Origin of the sequence: Streptomyces odontomachicola (assembly GCF_039605595.1) — a bacterium.
Classification (GTDB): domain Bacteria; phylum Actinomycetota; class Actinomycetes; order Streptomycetales; family Streptomycetaceae; genus Streptomyces.
Window position 1 is genome coordinate 59,530 of sequence record NZ_JBCFOK010000025.1, and the last position, 15,353, is coordinate 74,882.

Below are 15,353 nucleotides of genomic sequence, written 5' to 3' on the forward strand. Positions count from 1 at the left end.
GCGCGCCTCCCGCGTCACGTCGCGCCCCTTCCGTCGCGTCACGTCATGCCCCCTCCGCGCCCGAGCGCCGCACCGTGACGTCGAGGTTCTTCATCAGCGGCTGGTCGCTCTGGGTGCTGTGGTCGCCGATGGCGCACAGCACGTTCATCTCGGGCATGTACCCGGCGGCGCAGCCGCGCGGGATGTCGTACGGAACGGCCTTGTAGCGGCGCAGTGTCCGGGTGCTGCCGTCCCGCGCCGTGCTGGTGATGTCGACCTCGTCGAACAGCCGCAGGCCGCGCTCGCGCATGTCCGCCTCGTTCATGAAGACCAGTGTGCGCAGGTTCCTGATGCCGCGGTAGCGGTCGTCGTCGGAGTAGATCGTGGTGTTCCACTGGTCGTGCGAGCGCACCGTGGCCAGCTTGAGCGTCCCCTCGCCCGGCCGTACGTCGGTGAGCTGGGCGGTGGAGAACTCGGCGCGCTGCGAGGGCGTGTGGAAGACCAGCTCGCGCGCGGGCTGCCGGATGCGGAAACCGAGCGGGAGCCGCACGCGCCGGTTGAAGTCCTCGAAGCCCTCGAGGGCCCGCGCCATGGTGTCCCTGATGCGGTCGTAGTCCTCGACGTACCACTCCCAGGGCGTCGCGCTGCCGGGCAGCGCGGCCCGCGCCATCCCCGCGATGATCGCGGGCTCGGAGCGCAGGTGGGGAGAGCCGGGCGCCTTCATGCCCTTCGACAGGTGGACCATGCTCATCGAGTCCTCGACCGAGGTGGACTGCTCGCCGGCCTTCTGCACGTCGCGCTCGGTGCGCCCCAGGCACGGCAGGATCAGCGCCTGCCGCCCGTGCACGAGATGGCTGCGGTTGAGCTTGGTGCTGACCTGCACGGTGAGTTCGCACTTGCGCAGCGCCTCGGAGGTGTACGGGGTGTCGGGCCCGGCCAGCACGAAGTTGCCGCCCATGCCCACGAACACCTTCACCTCGCCCCGGTGCATGGCCTCGATGGTGCCCACGGTGTCAAGACCGTGCTCCCGGGGCGGGTCGATGCCGCATGCCTCGGCCAGCCGGTCCAGGAACTCCGGCGCGGGGCGGTGGTCGATGCCGCAGGTGCGGTTGCCCTGCACATTGCTGTGCCCGCGCACGGGGGAGGGGCCCGCGCCCTCGCGGCCCAGATTTCCGCGCAGCAGGAGCAGGTTGACGATCTCCCGTACGGTGTCGACCCCGTGCTCGTGCTGCGTGATGCCCAGGCACCAGCTGAACACGCTCCGGTCGGCCTCGCAGTAGACCCGCGCCAGCTTCTCCATCTGCTCGCGCGTGACGCCGCTCTGCTCCTCCAGCTCCTTCCACGGGGTGCCGAGGCACAGGTCCCGGTATTCCTCGAAGGCCGTCGTATAGCGCTCGACGAACTCCCGGTCCAGCGCCTTCGGATCGTGCTCGGCCTCCGCGAACACCGCCTTGGCCATCCCGCGCAGCAGCGCCATGTCGCCGCCGATGCGCGGCTGCACGTTGAGCGTGGAGGTGGGTGTGGAGCGGAAGAGCGCCATGTTCACGAAGTCGTGCGGAATGATCGTCCGGGTCGCCGCCGCCTCGATGATGGGGTTGACGTGCACGATGCTCGCGCCGCGCTTGTGGGCCTCGGCCAGCGAGGTCAGCATGCGGGGCGCGTTGGAGGCCGCGTTGACCCCGAGGATGAACAGGGCGTCGGCCGTCTCCCAGTCCTTGAGGTCGGCCGTGCCCTTGCCCGTGCCGAGAGACGCCTGCAGCGCGCGGCCGCTCGCCTCGTGGCACATGTTGGAGCAGTCGGGAAGGTTGTTGGTGCCCAACTCCCGCGCCATGAGCTGATAGAGGAACGTGGCCTCGTTGCCCAGCCGCCCCGAGGTGTAGTACGCCGCCTCGTTCGGGCTCGTGAGCTCCCGCAGCGCGCGGCCCACCAGCGCGAACGCCTCCTGCCACGTGACCGGCAGATAGGTGTCCGACTCCGCGTCGTAGCGCATCGGGTGGGTGAGCCGTCCCTGGTCCTCCAGCGCCTTGTCGCTCCAGGTCTCCAGCTCGCTCACCGTATGCGCGGCGAAGAATTCGGGGCCCACGCGCTTGCGGGTCATCTCCCACGTGACGTGCTTGATGCCGTTCTCGCAGATGTCCAGCTTCAGGCCCTTGAGGTCGTCGGGCCACGCGCAGCCCGGGCAGTCGAATCCCTCGCCCTCGTGGTTCATCTTCTGGATCGCGCGCGGCCCGTCGACCCATTCGCCTTCGCGCGCCAGGAACCGCGTGACGCTTTTCGCCGCGCCCCAGCCGGCGGCCGGGTGGTGATAGGGCCGGAATTCGGGTTCGCCTTGGGTGGGGTTTCCGTTCTTGCCCGGTGTTCCCGGTGTTCGCGGATTTCCCGCTGTTCCCGCTGTCCCCGGCGTCTTCTGGTCGGTCACGGCTGCTCCCTGCGTGAAGCTCTCCTGCGTGCCTGCGCAAGCGGAGAACGGCTCTGGCGCGTTGGCCCCGCGGGGTCAGCCCTGCGGGGATTCCAGGACGACCACGGCCTCGTCGGTGTACGTGAGGAAGGTGAGGGTCTGGCGGAAATAGAGCTCGATGTCGTCCGCGTCGTGCGCGGAGTACCCGATGGCCAGGTCCTCGCCGAGCCGCAGCTCGAAGTCGCCGCCCCGCGTGGAGAGCAGGAAGCCGCCGCTGAGCGCGGGGGCCCAGACCAGCTCCCCGTCGAGCAGCCGGCCGAGGTGTGCCGCGATGGGATAGCCCTGGTCGGTGGTCTCGCTGACGGCGGTGTACGCGTCGGCGCCCAGCAGCAGCGAGTACGGCCCCTCGACACCCGCCAGGCGCAGCGCCGTCAGGCCGCGGCTGACGCTGTCCGGGATCTCGTGCGCCCGGTCGGGAAGGCCCAGCACCGGGTTGGAGGTGCGGCTGCGCAGCCCGTCGATGCCCGCCGCGCGGAAGCCCTCGAACACGGCGCGGTCCTCGGCGAAGGCCATGGTCTGCGCGGCGTCCTTGACCGGCTGCCAGTCGGAGTCCTGCGCGCCGCGCTCCACGTCGTCCACCGCGTCGCGGCTGACCTTGAAGGGGACCCGCAGCTCCACCAGCGGCTGTGCCTCGCGCAGCCGCGCGGTCACCCCGGAGGCCGGTGCCTGTACGGGGGAGAGGTGGCCTGTGCCGACGGCGGCGAGCCCGGGCCCGTCGGGTCCCGTGACGTCCACGGCCCGGCGGCCCGCGACGTTGCGCCGGTAGGTGCGGCGGGCCTCCTCCTCGATCTCGGCCCAGGCGGCGGGGGTGATCGGGGCGAGTTCGCGGTGCAGGTTCGTCATGGCGCCGTGCGTCATCGTGCGTCTCCTTTCAGGCTGCCGATCCCGAGGGAACGGTCCGCTTCCGCCGCGCCCTCGGGGGCGTCCGGGAGGTCGTCGAGGAAGTCAGCCGTGGGTACGTGGAAGAGCGACCCGGTCATGGCCGTCGAGAATTCCAGAATCCGGTCGTGCACGCCCGGCCGGTCGCCGAGGAACATGTTCCGCAGCATCTCCTCCGTGACCTCCGGAGTGCGCGCGTAGCCGATGAAATAGGTGCCGAATTCGCCCTCCCCGACGCTGCCGAACGCCATGTTCTCCCGCACGATCTTGCGCTCGGTGCCGTCCTCGTCGGTGATGGTGTTCAGCGCGACATGGGAGTCGAGGGGCTTCTCCTCGTCGGAGAGCTCGATGTTCTCCAGCTTCGTACGGCCGATGACCTTCTCCTGCTCCTCCGAGGACAGCGCGTTCCAGGAGTCCATGTCGTGCACGTACTTCTGGACGATGACGTAACTCCCCCCGGCGAAATCCGGGTCCTCGTCGCCCACGAAGACGGATTCGGCAGCGGTCTCACCCTCCGGGTTCTCGCTGCCGTCCACGAAGCCGAGCAGGTCGCGGTCGTCGAAGTATGTGAAGCCGTGCACCTCGTCCACGATCCGCGCGCTCCCGGCCAGCCGCTCGCCGAAGAGCCGGGCCAGCTCGAAGCACAGGTCCATGCGCTGGGCCCTGATGTGGAAGAGCAGGTCGCCCGGGGTGGCCGGGGCCCGGTGCCGCGGACCCTCCAGCGGGACGAAGGGGTGCAGCTCGCGCGGGCGCGGCCCGGCGAAGAGCCGGTCCCAGGCGGCCGAGCCGATGCCCACCACGCAGCTCAGCCCGGCCTCCGGCGCGCGGAAGCCCACCGAGCGGCGCAGCCCCGCCACGTCCTCCAGCAGTGCGCGCACCGCGTCCTCACCGCCCGGCGCGAGCGTGGCCACCAGGAACACGGCGGCACGGGGCGGCGGAACGACGACAGGCTGCTGCTCAACCACGGGATGCGGCCTCCTCGGCGTGCGGCGTACGGCCTTGGCGTACGGCGTCGGCGTGCGGAGCGTACGACGGGCGTAGGGCGTGCGGCATGCGGCGACGTCCGGGCGGGGCGGCGGACCCTCCCGGCGGGTGTCCCGTACATCCTGCACCCGGCGGACGCGGGGTGACAGCCGGTCGCGGAGAACGCGATCTTGCGGGTCACGGCGGGCGGCCGGCGCGCCCTTGACCCCTGGCGCGCCGGGTGTCAGTTTCTGGCCGACGGGGCGAAAGGGATCTGGCCGACGGGGCGCAGGGGTCTGGCCTACGGGGTGGAAGGGCAGGCGGAGGGACGGCAGGCGGGCAGGCGGAAGGGGAGGTGCCCGATGGCGCGTCACTATCCCGAGCTCGCGCGGCGGGCCCGCGACCAGCGCGAACGGCAGCCCGAGCTCTACGGCGGCATCGACTTCGACGCCACTCCCCACCGCTTCACCGCCGACCCCGGAGTCGGCTCCGCGCTGCCCGGATGGGTCGCCGAGCGCGGGCCGATCCTGGCCGACGACCGGCTCGTCGAACTGATCCGCGAGGCGACGATGCTGGGCGATCCGGTCGCCGACCCGTACGCGGCGCTGCTGCGGCGGCAGAGCCTCGGCGAGCTGACCGGCATGCTGCGGCGGGTCTGCCGCGAGGGCCTCGACTCCGTGCCGGAGGCACCGGCCGAACTGCGCGCGTTCCTCGGTGCGATGGAGGCGACCCCGCCGTGGCTGGACATGCGGCTGGTGGAGGAGGGGGCGCGGCATGCGCGGGTGAGCGCCGCGTTCCTTTCGCCCTTTCTGACCCGGGGCGCCTTCCTCGCGACCTTCCTGAATTCCTACGCCGCGCTGCCGATGGCGCTGACCGGCGCGCTCTCGGGCCGGCGTGCCGCGCGGCGGGTCAACGAGACGGCGAACTTCTTCGCTGTGACCACGCTGCCCGGCGCCCTGGAGCGGCACGGCGCGGGTTTCGAGGCGGCGGCCATGGTGCGGCTGATGCATTCGGTGGTGCGCTACAACGCGCTGGTCCGCTCGGGTCGGTGGGATTCCGGCGTGTACGGGATTCCGGTCCCCCAGGTCGACCAGATGCCTGCCGGCCTCATCAACATGTACCTGCTCGCCATGCTGGCCGCGCGGCGCGGTCGTACGGCCTTTTCGCGGCGGGAGCGGGCGATGCTGGAATTCAGCAGGTACCGCTGCTTTCTGCTCGGACTGCCCGAGGAGCTGCTGCCCACCACCGCCCCCGGAGTCATCCGCGTATTCCACGCCCGCGCCGCCCTGCTGCGCGCCGGATTTGACGACGCGACCTCCGGCGAACTGGTCCGCTCCACGATGGCGGCACGCCTGCGCCCCGGCCGTTCACCGGCCGACCGCGTGGCCGACGCGGTGGAGCGCAGTTGGAGCCGCGCCTTCTTCCTGCTGTTCTGCGGCGGCGACCGGAGGGCTGCGGCGGAGATGAGCGTGCGGTTCGGCTTCGGCGACGCGGCACGGGTGGCCACGACGGCCCCCTTCGTCTTCGCCCGCTTCCTCACGATGGCCCTCGCGACCCGGGCAACCGCGCCCGACGGCGCCGCGGACACGTACACGACCCGCGTCGTACGAAAACGCCTGAGGGCCTACGGCAACCCCGAATTCACGACGGACCCGCGCACGTATCCGTCGGGTTCGCGGTCCTGAGCGACAGCCTCTCCGTGTGCAGCGCTGCTCCATGCCGCGGAGCCGCGCGCGTACGAACTGCTGCGGCGCCTCCGGTAAGTGCCGATCCCCTCGCGCGCGGGAGCGTGCGGGGGCGTACCGCTGAGGTGGGCCGCGACCGGGTGCGGGGGCGGCGTACGCGGTGGTCATGACACGAGGTCGCCCACCAGCTTCGGGGCGAGGCGTTCCGCGCGGTGGGTGCAGCGTGCGCAGGCCCAGCCGACGTCGGCGCCGCACAGGGCAGCGGCGACGCGGCGTATCTGCTCGGCGCGGGTGAGCGCGCCGCGCGCTGCGCGCAGCAGCGTCGCGTCGTCGGCCACGAGTCCTTCGCAGGGCGAGAACTCGGCGCGGGCGGAACGGCGCTTCAAGAGCGTGGTGAGAGTGGCGTGCATGGTGCTCTCCTCGCGGGGGCGCTGGCGGCTTTCACTCACGTGAGAGAGCGGGGGAGCGCGATCCTTACACCACTCCGGCGAAAAAATCTGGATCGATTTCCGCCCCTTCGGCTGTCGCCGGTCGTCGGTACGCTGCACCGATGGCGGACACCACGAAGCGGCTGCGGACGGACGGGCGCTCCACGCGCTGGAACGCGCACAAGGCGCGGCGCCAGGCCGACCTGCTGGACGCCGCCGTGGCCGCGATAGAGGAGCACGGCCCCGACATCGGCGTGCAGCAGATCGCCGAGCGGCTGGGTATCCCGCGCTCGGTGGTCTACCGGCACTTCAAGGACCGCGCCGACCTGGACGAACTGATCCGGCAGCGCATCATGGACTCCCTCATGGCCGAACTGGCCCCCGCGCTCGAGCCGGACGGCACGGTCCTCTCCTCCATCCGCCGTTCCGTCGACGCGTATCTCGGCTGGATCGCGGCGCACCCGCGCCTGCACGCCTTCCTCGGCGCGGGCTCCCGGGGCCCCGGCAGGGGCTCGCGCGCCGTCGCGGGCACCAAGGCCGCCATCGCGGTGCGCACGGGCGACGTCTTCGCGGGCCTGCTCGGCGCCTTCGGCAAGGACACGGCGCTGGCCCCGTCGATCGCCTCCGGCCTCGTCGGCTTCGTGGACGCCGCGGTCAACAACTGGCTCGCGGGCAAGGGCAACGAGTTGAGCACCGATGAGCTCGCCGAGTTCCTGACCTGGTCCATCTGGGCCGTGCTGGAGGGCACGTTGCGCAGGTCGGGCGTCGAACTCACCCCGGAACACCCCGTATCCGACCTGCCGGCGACCCGCTGACCGACGCCCCGTTCGGCCCCCGTCAGCCCCCTCCCACCGGGCCCCGCGTGACTCCCGCCAGACCCGCCGTGTGACGCAGGTCACCTTGCACGCAGATATCTGAAACACGCTGTCGCATTTACCTTGGGCTACCTCGGGTAACACCGCGTCGTGCACCCGTGCAGGCTTGCCCGGCGGGCTCGACAGGCCGCCGGAGCAGGGGAGTTGGGACGCCCGCTGGCGTCCCCGATCGGCAACCGGAGGAAGACGCATGGCGCAGCGGCACGTCGACGTGATGATCCTCGGCGCGGGCCTGTCCGGCATCAGCGCGGCCTGCCACCTGGTGCGGGAGAACCCGGGGACCAGCTACGCGATCCTGGAGCGGCGGAGCAGGATCGGCGGGACCTGGGACCTGTTCCGCTACCCGGGGATCCGCTCGGACTCGGACATGTACACCTTCGGCTACCGCTTCCGCGCCTGGCACGGCACCAAGACCCTCGCCGACGGCCCGAGCATCCGCGGGTACGTGCAGGAGACGGCCGAGGAGCACGGCGTCACCGAGCACATCCGCTTCGGGCGCAAGGCCGTGCGCGCGAGCTGGTCCAGCGAGGAGGCGCGGTGGACCATCGAGGCGCTGGACGAGGCGAGCGGCGAGACCGAGGTCTTCACCAGCGACTTCCTGGTCAACGCGACCGGTTACTACGACTACGACAACGGCTACAGGCCGCGCTTCCCCGGCGAGGAGCGCTTCACCGGAACCCTCGTACACCCCCAGCACTGGCCCGAGGACCTCGACTACCGCGGCAAGCGCGTCGTCGTCATCGGCAGCGGCGCCACCGCCGTGACCCTGGTGCCCGCGATGGCCGAGGAGGCCGGGCACGTCACGATGGTGCAGCGGTCGCCGGGTTACGTCATGTCCCTGCCCAGCCACGACCCGCTCTCCCGCGTGCTGCGCGCGGTGGGCGTTCCGGCGGGACCGGTGCACAAGCTGGGGCGGGCGCGCAACATCGCGATGCAGCGCGGGTTGTACGCCGCGTGCCGCGCGGCTCCCGGGGTGATGCGCAAGGTCCTGCTCGCGGGCGTGCGCGCGCAGCTCGGGCCGAAGGTCGACATGCGCCACTTCACCCCGGACTACAAGCCGTGGGACCAGCGGCTGTGCGTGGTGCCGGGCGGCGACCTGTTCAAGGTGCTGCGCAAGGGCGAGGCGTCCATCAGGACCGAGCACATCGAGACGTTCACCGAGACGGGGCTGCGGCTCACCTCGGGCGAGGAGATCCCGGCCGACATCATCGTGACCGCCACCGGGCTCCAGGTGCAGATCGCGGGCGGAGCCCGACTGGAGGTGGACGGGCGGCAGGTGAACACCCGCGACCACGTCGTCTACCGCGGCGTGATGCTCGACGGCGTCCCCAACTTCGCCCTCATCCTCGGCTACACCAACGCGTCCTGGACGCTCAAGGCCGACCTGGCGTCCGAGTTCATCGCGCGGCTCGTGGCGCACCTGCGCGAGACCGGCCACGCCCAGGTCACGCCCGTGGCGACGGACGCCGACCGCGCCGAGGAGTCCGCCATGGGCGACTCGCTGAGCTCCGGCTACATCCAGCGCGGCGACGCGGTGATGCCCCGCCAGGGGACCCGCGCGCCCTGGAAGATCCGCAACAACTACTACAAGGACCGGAAGACGCTGAGGCGTTCGCCGCTGACGGACGCGGCCCTCCACTTCGGCAGGAGGCCCGCGCCGGCCGACGACGCCGCGCCGGCTGATGACACCGCGCCCACGGCACCCAGCACGCCGGCCCGTACCGCCTGACCCGCCCGGCCCCGGCCGACCTCACCTCACCCCGTACCGAATCGAGGACCGCGATGAGCAGGCAGCAGAGCTACGACGAGGTGCTCCAGACCCTCTCCGAGGGCTCGGTGCACACGCACTTCGACGCGTTCGAGGACATCGACTGGGACAACCCGGACTGGGAGGTCGACAGGACGGACCCGCGCTGGGTGCTGCCCGAGGTCGACCCGCTGGGCGGTCACCCCTGGTATCAGCGGCAGCCCCTGGAGCGGCAGATCGAGATCGGGATCTGGCGCATGGCCAACATCACCAAGGTGGGCATGCAGTTCGAGAACGTGCTGATACGCGGCGCGATGGACTACCTGTTCAGCCTGCCCAACGGGAGGCGGGAGTTCCGGTACCTCACGCACGAGTGCACCGAGGAGACCCACCACACCCAGATGTTCCAGGAGTTCGTGAACCGCTCGGGCTGCGACGTGCCTGGCGGGCGGGCCTCCTTCCGCGTGCTCAGCCGCTTTCTTCCGCTGGCGGGCTCGGTGTGGCCCGAGGTGTTCTTCACCGGAGTGCTGGCCGGCGAGGAGCCCATCGACCACGTACAGAAGGCGATTCTGCGGTCCGGGGCCGACCAGCATCCGCTGCTGCGGCGGATCATGCAGATCCACATCGCGGAGGAGGCGCGGCACATCTCCTTCGCGCACGAGTTCCTGCGGCAGAAGACGCCGAGGCTGGGGAAGGGGCGCAAGGCGGCGCTCTCGGTCGCGTATCCGGTGGTCATGCGCGTGCTCGGCGACGTCATCATGATCCCCAGCAAGCGGCTCAGCGAGCAGATGGGCGTGCCGCGCTGGGTGATCAAGGAGATCTTCTGGAAGAGCCCGGCGGGGCGGAAGATGCTGCGCGACCTGTTCGCCGACGTACGGATGCTGGCCGAGGAGACCGGCTTGATGAACCCGGTCTCGCGCAAGGTGTGGAAGGCGCTGCGCATCGACGGCCGCCCCTCCCGCTACCGCGGCCAGCCCGCCTCCCTGACCTCCTGACCCCGCCTCCTCAGCCCCGGGACTCCGCGATGCCTTACGTCGTCACCCGCTCCTGCTGCGCCGACGCCTCCTGCGTGCTGGCCTGCCCGGTCAACTGCATCCACCCCGCGCCGGGCGAACCGGGCTTCGCCGAGGCCGAGATGCTGTACGTCGACCCGCGCACCTGCGTGGACTGCGGCGCGTGCACCACGGCCTGCCCGGTGGACGCGCTCAAGCCGCACACGCTGCTGACCGAGGCCGAGAAGCCGTTCCTCGACCTCAACGCGTCCTATTACGAGGAGCACCCCCATGCAGAGCGCACCCCGCTGGCCCTGGTGGCGCCCCAACGCCGTCTGCCCGAGGGCCCGTTGCGCGTCGCCGTGGTCGGCGCGGGACCCGCCGGCCTGTACGCGGCAGACGAACTGCTCCAGCACCCCGGGGTGACGGTGGACGTGTACGACCGGCTGCCGACTCCGTACGGGCTCGTGCGCGCGGGAGTGGCGCCGGACCACCAGGACACCAAGCAGATCACCAGGCTGTTCCGGGCGATCGAGGCGCAGCCCGGGTTCTCCTACCGGCTCAATGTGGAGGTCGGCGCCGATGTGCGCCACGAGGACCTGGTGCGCGACCACCACGCCGTGATCTACGCGGTGGGCGCGGCGACCGACAGGCGGCTGGGCATCGCGGGGGAGGACCTGCCGGGCAGCGTCTCCGCGACCGGGCTCGTGTCCTGGTACAACGGCCACCCCGATCACCAGGGCGCGGCCTACCCCCTGGACGGGGAGCGGGCCGTGGTGATCGGCAACGGCAATGTGGCCCTGGACGTCGCGCGGATCCTGACCGCGGACCCCGAGGCGCTGGCCGGCACCGACATCGCCGACGAGGCCCTGGCGGCGCTGCGTACGAGCCGGATCCGCGAGGTGGTGGTGCTCGGACGCCGCGGCCCCGCCGAGGCGTCCTTCACGCTCCCCGAACTGCACGCCCTCGCGGGCCTGGAGGACATCGACGTCCTGGTCGAGGGCTGGCCCGAGGGCCTGTCCGAGGACACCTCGCCCCGTACGCGCCTCCTGGCCCGACTCGCCGCCCGCGAGCCCGTACGGGGAAGGCGCAGGATCGTGCTGCGCTTCCTGAGCGCGCCCGTGCGCGTGGTGGGCGAGGAGCGGGTGGAGGGGGTGGAGCTCGCGCGCACCGAGCTGCGCACGGACGAGGACGGCGGCGTACGAGCGGTCTCCACCGGCGACACGGAGACCCTGGAGACCGGCCTGGTCCTGCGCGCCGTGGGCTACCGGGCCCGCCCCGTCCCCGGCCTCCCCTTCGACGAGCCGAGCGGCACCGTCCCGCACGAGCGCGGCCGCGTAGAGCCCGGCGTGTACGTGGCCGGCTGGATCAAACGCGGCCCCACAGGTTTCATAGGGACCAACAAGACCTGCTCCCAGGAAACGGTCACCGCGTTGCTGGACGACTTCACCTCCGGCGCCCTCACGGTGTCTTCCGACCCGTCCGCCGCCCCGCCCGGCGCACTCGGGCTCGCCGAGTGGCACGCGATCGACGAGGCGGAGTGCGAGGCGGGCGCGGCGGAGGGACGCCCGCGCGTCAAACTCACCACGGCGCAAGGGTTGTTGGAGGCGGCGGGGGCGGGCGCGTCACCGCTCGCGGTAGCGGAGCCCGCGCGCGGCTGAGGTCGCCCGGTCGCTACCTCGCCACCGCCCCCTCCGGCTCCCGCTTCCGCACCCGTACCACCCTGCTCGCGGCCAGTTTCTGGAGGAGGCTGTAGGCGAGTACCGGGAGGAGGATGTGGGGGCGGCCGGGGAGGGCCGTGGAGATGAGGACCGCGCTGGCGCTGCTGTTGTTCATGCCGCAGGCCAGGGTGACGGAGTTCCCGGCCAGGGCGTCCATGCGCAGGATCCGCGTGGCGAAGCGGCCCGTCGCGAACGAGAGCCCGCACACCGCCGCCGCCACCCCCAGCGCCCCGGCGAGCAGCAGCGGCCTGGGGTGGCTGAGGAACGCGCCCAGCGCGCCGCAGGCGTTGAGGTACGTGAGGAGCAGCGAACCGAGCAGCGCGGCGGGCGCCGTCGTACGGAGCAGCCCCTGACGCCACGTCAGCGGCAGCAGGCACCGGCACAACAGGCCCGCGCCGCACGGCAACAGCACCCCCGTGACCGCGAAACCGCTGCCCGCGACCTGGCCGGCGAAGGTGACGTCGTCCGCGTAACCGCCCCTGAGCAGCGGGGCGAGCAGGCTCACCGTGAGCGGCACGGTGAGGGGGCTCAGCAGCGTGGATCCCAGTACCAGTCCCACCATGGTCGGCTGGTCGCCGTCGCCCTTGGTGGTCCACACCGTCGCGCCCGCCGCCACCGGCATGGCCACGATCAGGATGATCGCGGCGACCATGCCGCTGCCGCCGTCGGTGTCCGGCGTGCCGCGCAGCGCGAAGGCGAGTGGCGGCACCACCAGCAGCGGCGCCGCCAGATGCAGCGCGAGCCCGGCGAGCAGCGGCCCGGGCCGCCGCAGCAACTGCCCCAGCGCCTCCAGCGGCACCTGGAGCCCCGCCGTGAACAGGACGAGCGAGAGCAGCAACTCCGGTACGTGGAGGGAGAGGTGGAGACCGCTGACCCCCGGCAGTCGGTGCGCGGCGCGCAGCCACAGCCCGAGCCCCGGCACGAGCGCCGCGGCCGCGTACGAGGCGGTGACCGCCCAGCCGAGATGCCGCTTGAGCAGCGCGAAGCCCCCGACGAGCGAGGGCGCGCCGGAACGCGGCGGCGGCGCGGGGGCCTCCGGAGCGGGAAGCTGAGGATCGGGACGTTGCGGATCGGGACGTTGTGGATCAGGCAGCCGCGGGGGCTGTGAGGCAGGAAGGTGCATGGCGGTGCTTTCCTGGCTTTCGGTCGGCTTGCGGTCGTACGCAGCTTTGCGGTCGTACGGAGGCTTGCGGTGGTACGGGAGCTTGCGGCTGTACGGGGGCGCGGGTCGTACGAGGGCTTGCGGCCGTACGGGGAGGAGGTCCGGCTCAGGAGGCGTTGAGGTCAGGTGCCTTCGGGGCGGGTATGTCCGGCACCGGCGCTCTCGTGAGGGCCGCGTCCCGGTCCGGCAAGGCCAGCCGGTGCCCCACCCCTCGCGCGGTCGTGACCGTCAACGCGCTGCCGGTGCGCCGCAGTTTGCGCCGGAGCCGGGACAGGTACTGGTCCAGCGTGTTGTCGCTGACCCGCGCGCCCTCGGGCCAGCCGGCGCGGATGAGGTCACGGCGGCGTACCAGCTCGCCCGGCGTCGCCATCAGGGGCGCCAGCAGCCGGAATTCGGTCGGCGTGAGCGCGGTGCGCACCTCTCCCGCTGCGACGGCGTGCCGGGCCGCGTCCAGCCGCAGGTCACCGGCGGCGGCGCGGGGGAGCGGCTCGCCGCGGCGCCGGAGCGCAGCGCGCAGCCGGGCCGCCAGCTCGGCCAGGTGGCAGGGCTTGGGCAGATAGTCGTCGCCGCCCGCTGCGAACCCGGCGAGCCGGTCGGCCAGCCGGTCATGGGCGGTCAGGAAGATGACGGGACAGCGGAGCCCGTTCGCGCGCATGGCGCGGCACACGTCCCGGCCGTGCGCGTCGGGGAGCCGCACGCCCAGCACGGCCGCGTGCACTGTGTCGGCCGCCGCGTCGGCAAGCCGCAGCGCCGCTGCCCCGTCCCGCGCCCCCACGGGCGCGAACTCCTCCTCGGCCGGCCCGCGCAGCAGCGCGTCGCGGAAGGCGGGATCGTGCTCGACGACCAGGACCCTAGGACGCATGCGGACCGCCGGCGGGGCCGTTCCCTGCGGCGGCCGCGTCCCCGCCGTCCGGGGGGTCCCCGCCGTCCGGGTCGCGGAGGCGGGCGGGCGCCCAGCGGGAGGCGGCGAGCACGCAGATCCCCAGCCAGCACACCGCGAACAGCCAGCCGCCCAGCACATCGGTGAACCAGTGCACCCCCAAGTACACCCGTGTGACGCCCACCGCGACCGCCCAGCACACGACCACCGTCCCGAGCGCGGCCACGGTGTGCCGGGCGGCCGGCGCGCGCAGGCGCAGGGCGACGAGGAGCAGGCCCGCGGCGAGCGCAGCCGTGGTGGTGTGCCCGGAGGGGAACGACCAGCCCGAGGCGTGCGCCGCCCAGTCGATGCCGCGCGGCCTGGGGCGCGCCATCAGCTCCATCGCCCCGAAGCGCAGCGCCTGTCCGAGCGCGAGGCAGGCGACGAAGGCGCATATGACGGCGACGCCCCGCGCCCGGTCGCCCGCCCTGTGGCCCACCCGCCAGCCCGCCGCCGCGGCGAGCAGATACGGCACGACCCCCGTGCCGGTGGCGGTCACGGCGCGCGCCGTGGAGACCGCGACCGCGGGCCGGTGGTGCACCGACCACGCGTGCGTGGCCCCGTCCCACGGCAGCGCGGTCCGGGTCGAGAGGCCCACCGCGAGCATGAGCAGCGCGAAGCAGAGCAGGGCGCAGGCGGTCGTGAGCGCGAACCCGCGCGCCGTGTGCGGCTCCTGCGCGCCGTCCTCCGCGTGCTCTTCCTGGTGCCGCACCGAACTGCCCCCGCCGCTCCGGGCGTTCCCGTTCTTCCCCACGTTCGCGGTGCCGCTGCTCCCGCCGTTCCCCGCGCCGCTCATGCCGTCTCCCGCGGAGCCCGCGCCCCTGCCCGGTCCCGCGCTCCCGCCCGTACGCGCTGCCGCCCCTTCCCCAGCAGGTGGGCCAGCGCTTCGCTGTGCCGGTGCGTGAGGGAGGCCAGCAGGAGCGCGACCAGGGCGCCCACCACGGCGCCGGCCAGGACGTCGTGCGGATAGTGCACGCCGACCCACACGCGGGACGCGGCCATGGCCACGGCGGCGACCAGGGCCATCGCGCCGAGCCGCCGGGACACGAACCAGAGGGCAACGGCCGCCGAGACCGCCAGCGCCGCGTGGTTGCTCGGAAAGGACCAGTCACCGTGCGGAGGGCACGCCTCGACGGTGGCGAGGTGCAGGTGACGGCAGGGGCGGTCCTCGCGCACAAGGAGCTTGACCGCGTCGTTCACCGCATACGCCGCGAGCACCGCGACCGGCACGCACAGCGCCGTGACCACATGCGCGGGACCCCGCCGCCTGGCACGCCACCAACCGAGCGCGAACAGGGCCGCGAACACCGCGAGACCGTACGCGGTCCACACGGCGACCGTGGCGTCGAACCAGCCGGGCGCGCCGTGCGCCATCCGCACAACGGAGCCGTACGCGGGCCCGTCGATCCCCCAGCCGCCGGGGGAGCCGTCCGAGGCTGGGGTGCCGGAAGGGGAGGTGAAGGCCATCGAGCGGGCCCTTTCGCGGGGACGGGCAGGGAGAGGGCGTGCCCGAGGGCACGTCCCGACTGACTACAAGCCAGTAGA

13 protein-coding genes are annotated in these 15,353 nt (G+C 72.6%); 5 read left to right on the forward strand and 8 right to left on the reverse strand.

All coding sequences use genetic code 11. From position 1 onward, the window contains the following. Positions 1-43: 43 nt before the first annotated feature. The 3 genes from ABEE00_RS33005 to ABEE00_RS33015 form a co-directional block, all read right to left on the reverse strand. Positions 44-2,398 (reverse strand): FdhF/YdeP family oxidoreductase, encoded by a 2,355-nt coding sequence (locus ABEE00_RS33005; protein ID WP_345749463.1) that lies wholly within the window; start codon positions 2,396-2,398, stop codon positions 44-46. 75 nt (positions 2,399-2,473) lie between these two features. Further along, positions 2,474-3,280, reverse strand: coding sequence for a family 1 encapsulin nanocompartment shell protein (locus ABEE00_RS33010; RefSeq protein ID WP_345749500.1), 807 nt, complete (start codon positions 3,278-3,280; stop codon positions 2,474-2,476). Positions 3,281-3,291: 11 nt separating this feature from the next. Continuing rightward, positions 3,292-4,281 carry a Dyp-type peroxidase gene (locus ABEE00_RS33015; RefSeq protein ID WP_345749464.1) on the reverse strand — a complete coding sequence of 330 codons (990 nt, stop codon included), beginning with the start codon at positions 4,279-4,281 and terminating at the stop codon, positions 3,292-3,294. A gap of 360 nt (positions 4,282-4,641) precedes the next feature. On the opposite strand from ABEE00_RS33015, the gene ABEE00_RS33020 reads away from it, so the two are divergent. Next, a complete protein-coding gene (locus tag ABEE00_RS33020) occupies positions 4,642-5,964 on the forward strand; it encodes a hypothetical protein (RefSeq protein ID WP_345749465.1) in 1,323 nt (440 codons plus the stop codon). 164 nt (positions 5,965-6,128) lie between these two features. Here the strand turns inward: ABEE00_RS33020 and ABEE00_RS33025 are convergent, their stop codons facing one another. After that, positions 6,129-6,374 carry a hypothetical protein gene (locus ABEE00_RS33025; RefSeq protein WP_345749466.1) on the reverse strand — a complete coding sequence of 82 codons (246 nt, stop codon included), beginning with the start codon at positions 6,372-6,374 and terminating at the stop codon, positions 6,129-6,131. Between the two features lie 140 nt (positions 6,375-6,514). On the opposite strand from ABEE00_RS33025, the gene ABEE00_RS33030 reads away from it, so the two are divergent. From ABEE00_RS33030 to ABEE00_RS33045, 4 genes are all read left to right on the forward strand, one after another. Beyond that, a complete protein-coding gene (locus ABEE00_RS33030; protein ID WP_345749467.1) occupies positions 6,515-7,207 on the forward strand; it encodes a TetR/AcrR family transcriptional regulator in 693 nt (230 codons plus the stop codon). 250 nt (positions 7,208-7,457) lie between these two features. Beyond that, positions 7,458-8,996 carry a flavin-containing monooxygenase gene (locus tag ABEE00_RS33035; RefSeq protein ID WP_345749468.1) on the forward strand — a complete coding sequence of 513 codons (1,539 nt, stop codon included), beginning with the start codon at positions 7,458-7,460 and terminating at the stop codon, positions 8,994-8,996. Between the two features lie 53 nt (positions 8,997-9,049). Further along, positions 9,050-10,009, forward strand: coding sequence for an AurF N-oxygenase family protein (locus tag ABEE00_RS33040; protein WP_345749469.1), 960 nt, complete (start codon positions 9,050-9,052; stop codon positions 10,007-10,009). 29 nt (positions 10,010-10,038) lie between these two features. Then, positions 10,039-11,667, forward strand: coding sequence for an FAD-dependent oxidoreductase (locus ABEE00_RS33045; RefSeq protein WP_345749470.1), 1,629 nt, complete (start codon positions 10,039-10,041; stop codon positions 11,665-11,667). Positions 11,668-11,680: 13 nt separating this feature from the next. On the opposite strand, the gene ABEE00_RS33050 is transcribed toward ABEE00_RS33045, so the two are convergent. From ABEE00_RS33050 to ABEE00_RS33065, 4 genes are all read right to left on the reverse strand, one after another. After that, positions 11,681-12,850, reverse strand: coding sequence for a bile acid:sodium symporter family protein (locus ABEE00_RS33050; protein WP_345749471.1), 1,170 nt, complete (start codon positions 12,848-12,850; stop codon positions 11,681-11,683). A 145-nt stretch (positions 12,851-12,995) separates the two neighbouring features. Then, positions 12,996-13,751, reverse strand: a complete 756-nt coding sequence (locus ABEE00_RS33055; protein WP_345749472.1) for a response regulator transcription factor — start codon at positions 13,749-13,751, stop codon at positions 12,996-12,998. Further along, positions 13,741-14,604, reverse strand: a complete 864-nt coding sequence (locus tag ABEE00_RS33060; protein WP_345749473.1) for a phosphatase PAP2 family protein — start codon at positions 14,602-14,604, stop codon at positions 13,741-13,743. Before ABEE00_RS33060 ends, ABEE00_RS33055 begins: the two co-directional genes overlap by 11 nt. Next, on the reverse strand, positions 14,601-15,275 hold the full coding sequence (locus ABEE00_RS33065; protein ID WP_345749474.1) for a phosphatase PAP2 family protein: 675 nt from the start codon (positions 15,273-15,275) through the stop codon (positions 14,601-14,603). The genes ABEE00_RS33060 and ABEE00_RS33065 overlap by 4 nt, the downstream gene beginning before the upstream one ends. Between the last annotated feature and the right edge of the window lie 78 nt (positions 15,276-15,353).